Below are 3,415 nucleotides of genomic sequence, written 5' to 3' on the forward strand. Positions count from 1 at the left end.
TCCTTCCAACCAACTATAAATTACAGCAACCTTAACGCCCGATTTCTCGAGATAATCATGAAATAGCCGCTCATGGGTCGGAGCTCCTATTGCGATGATTACGAGATCATAGAGCTTTGAAACCTCAGGACTTCTATAATCGAGTAAAGAATTGAGGGAACCATTTACGTTGAGCCAAGGAAATTTTGCTTTCAATTGAAAAGCTACGGCAAGAGCTTTCGGCCAACCGGTTTTGTAGCCATCTAAGGTATGGCGGTACAAATTAGATGTGCTAAAGCTGTCTGGATCTGCGATATCAATATGACCAATTCCTGCTGACCCCAGTTTATGTGCTATCTCACTTCCCACCGATCCACACCCAACCAACAACACTTTCTTATTGTCAAGTGATAAGCTGGCACCACTGCGGGGCAACATGAGTTCTTTATTAAATATCTCAACAAAGACTGGCTCTATCCTCCACAGCCTCATTTTTTCAGGGGTAAGAGGAAATGTCCTCTTTTTACCCAAACTGAGCTTTACCCCAACCCAGGATTTGCCTGATGGTGTTGCTATGTTGAGCACTAACCAAAACTCTTTAGCTCTTACAGAAAACAACTCCTTGTCTACCCTACTTTTTGTTTCAGGCAGAAGTCTTTGCAAGGCGTCCAGTACCCATGCTTTCAATCCATCAGCATTACTGGGTATAACCGGGTCTATAGATTGCAACGGAAGAATAAAGCCTGTTGCATCTTTCTGTTGCTGTCGTGAATCTATCTTGAAAAAGCGTGCCACATCCTGATCATTACCCTCATATGGCAGGGCCGTGAAAGATGCGGAAATACTCATAACACTATCTGGTGAAATGGGTTTGTAAATATCCATTTGAGTAAAGTTGGCTATACGTGACGTACAGTACAGAGTCTTTGGCGATTTGCTCAATAGACTCCTAGTATTCACGTACCAGTTTGTGCTGAATTCCCTAAGCAATTCACGTTGGTTAAATTCAAAGTCTGTTATGAGGGGGGTTAGTAATTCAATATGTCGCTTTATTGATTCTTCGAAGGCAAATTCTGGCTTTTCAAAGTTTACCGAGACTGAGTCAAGGTGATTCACACAAATAGAAGACAACCCGTCAAGGTTTTGAACGGTTAGGACGTGGGCCAAGCCTCCAAAAGATGAAGGGTTCTTTAAAAAAAAGTGCGGCAAATTCTGTAACTCGTCAATACAGAAGTGCACCAAAGTGACAAGGCGTCCATCAATATCAACGCATACCGAAAGAGTATCCTGATTCAAATAACTAGAGGGTTGAACTTCAAATTCACTGTCGAGGAAATACTCTAAAATAGATGCATAGTCCACGTTATGCACCTTGCGATGTACCGGAAGCTCCCGCCGTACTGAAAGCGGCACTGCCTCCCACGATAATTGAAGCAGCCTTGGATGAAGGCGGTTTCTCTTGCTTGGGCACCTCGAAGTCATCGCCAAAGAGTTTATTCAAGATTTCGCACTGTTTTATCTCGTCTGTTTCGTCCAAAGTTTTCTGTAGCCCCTCTTGAAGCTTGAGCAGTTTATTTCTAAATTGAGATCCTACATTTAAATCGCTACCGTCGGCGCTCTTTCCTTCCACTTTGTGTTGGAAAATATCGCGCTTAGGCTCTTTGGGTAACTTCACATAAACGCGATAATCTGCAGTTCCCAATGGAGCTGAAATATAGTCAGCAGCAAGCATTCCATCAATCGTTGTTTTCAGCGCCTGTAGGTCTTCATCCACCTCGGCCAATAATGGATTAGGTTTATATTGATCTTTCAGCATTACTGTTAGCCCAATAGAGAAAATCTTTCTTCTAACGTCTTCAGAGCTAAAGTTAACATCTCTCCAACGTTTTATATATCTGATTAATCTTTTAAGCTGCTTGCGTTTTTCAGTAGCACCACGTAGAAAACCATCAACGCTATCAACCCACTCAATTAGTCCTTTCTGATCAGCCTCTGACCATTCCTTATTCTCAACACTGGAACCATTCTTACCGACAGCTAGATAGTAGGTATCATCGCTAAAGAAAGAACTTACTTTTTTATAAACGGTATAGTCAATATGTAGCTTAATAGATGTGTAGTCAGCTGTAACACAGGGCTTTTTAATTCTTGGGTGCTTGAAACTCCGGTTATGTAGCACTTCCTTTATTACTTTCTTTGGAGCAACAGGATCTTCAGGCGCCTTCTGCGCATCAATGACGATTGCACGATCTATGTCAAAATCACCATCTAAGCTGTTGATAGCTGTATTTACTGAAAATGACCCCTGCATGAATGAGTCGATTACAGGATAGCCTGCCTCTTTGAATGCGATTTTTATTTCCTCAAAGATGCTTTCATCTTTTTCTTTTGCTTTTTTATAGCCTGCAGAGAGGCTAGTGAGGTAGATTTTTTTATTAAATCTATCGAAATGAGTTTGAATGGACATTATGTATAGACCTCTTAAAAAAAGCATTACTAATAATAATGGGGATGTGCACAGAAAATTTCAAGTGTTTTTATAAAAACATTTCAACATATTTTTAATTTATAATATGGAGAGTTTCGACATCTCTTATACCTGAATTCATAGAATAACCGCAGCACTTTGGACCACACGGTAGAAGTAGGAGGGCCAGCGCCGGTACCCTCCCTGTTTTACCGACCAAAGTGAAGCAGAGCATGGAATACCGACAGCTGACCCAGACCCAACGATACCAGATTCACGCTTATATTGGGGTAGGCATGAACCAGAGACAGGTCGCTAGAGCCCTTGGCATTCATAACAGTACGATTAGCCGCGAGCTGCGTCGCAACGCGACCGCTGATGGTTATGAACCCGAGCAGGCTCAGCACCGTAGCAACCACCGGCGACGCACCGCTTGGAAGTGGACGAAGCGCCTACCCAGCATGATCAACATCGTCGCCCAACAACTCCGTGAGGAGTGGAGTCCTGAGCAGATCAGCGGTTTCATGGCGACGTTGATTGGTATAGGTGTTAGTCACCAGTGGATCTACGCCTTGATTTGTGATGACAAGGCACGCGGAGGCGATCTATGGCGGCACCTTCGTCAACCTAAGCGGCGCAGCAAGCACCGTGCTCACGCCAAGAGCGCAGGCCTTGGCAAGATTCCCAACCGTGTGGGTATTGAGCACCGCCCCGCTGAGGTAGATGACCGGCTCACGATTGGCCACTGGGAGGGCGATACGGTGCTCAAGGGACATAAGCAGTCGGGTTTGGTGACGCTAGTGGAGCGCCGCAGTGGTTATTTAATGGCAGCGCGTTTGCCAAAGATAACGGCAGAGCTGACCGAGAATGCCATGATTCGGCTACTCAAGCCTCGTCGCGGCGCGGTGAAGAGCATTACGTTGGACAACGGTTCGGAGTTTGCGCACCACGAAGGGGTTGCCAAGGCCG

The 3,415-nt window shown here is 44.7% G+C and carries 3 protein-coding genes; 1 reads left to right on the plus strand and 2 read right to left on the minus strand.

The window, feature by feature from the left end:
- On the minus strand, nt 1–1,341 hold a 1,341-nt coding region (locus ACT3UM_RS24005), incomplete at its 3' end, for a ThiF family adenylyltransferase (RefSeq protein ID WP_498902525.1).
- Nucleotide 1,342: 1 nt separating this feature from the next.
- Entirely contained in the window at nt 1,343–2,446 is a 1,104-nt protein-coding gene (locus ACT3UM_RS24010; RefSeq protein ID WP_498902526.1) for a nucleotidyltransferase domain-containing protein, read from the minus strand.
- A 233-nt stretch (nt 2,447–2,679) separates the two neighbouring features.
- Between ACT3UM_RS24010 and ACT3UM_RS24015 the strand changes: the two genes are divergently transcribed.
- Nucleotides 2,680–3,415 (plus strand): IS30 family transposase (locus ACT3UM_RS24015; RefSeq protein WP_498902527.1); only part of this gene is annotated, 736 nt, incomplete at its 3' end.

Source organism: Halomonas sp. AOP13-D3-9 (assembly GCF_052379125.1).
In the GTDB taxonomy this organism is placed as follows: Bacteria; Pseudomonadota; Gammaproteobacteria; order Pseudomonadales; family Halomonadaceae; genus Vreelandella.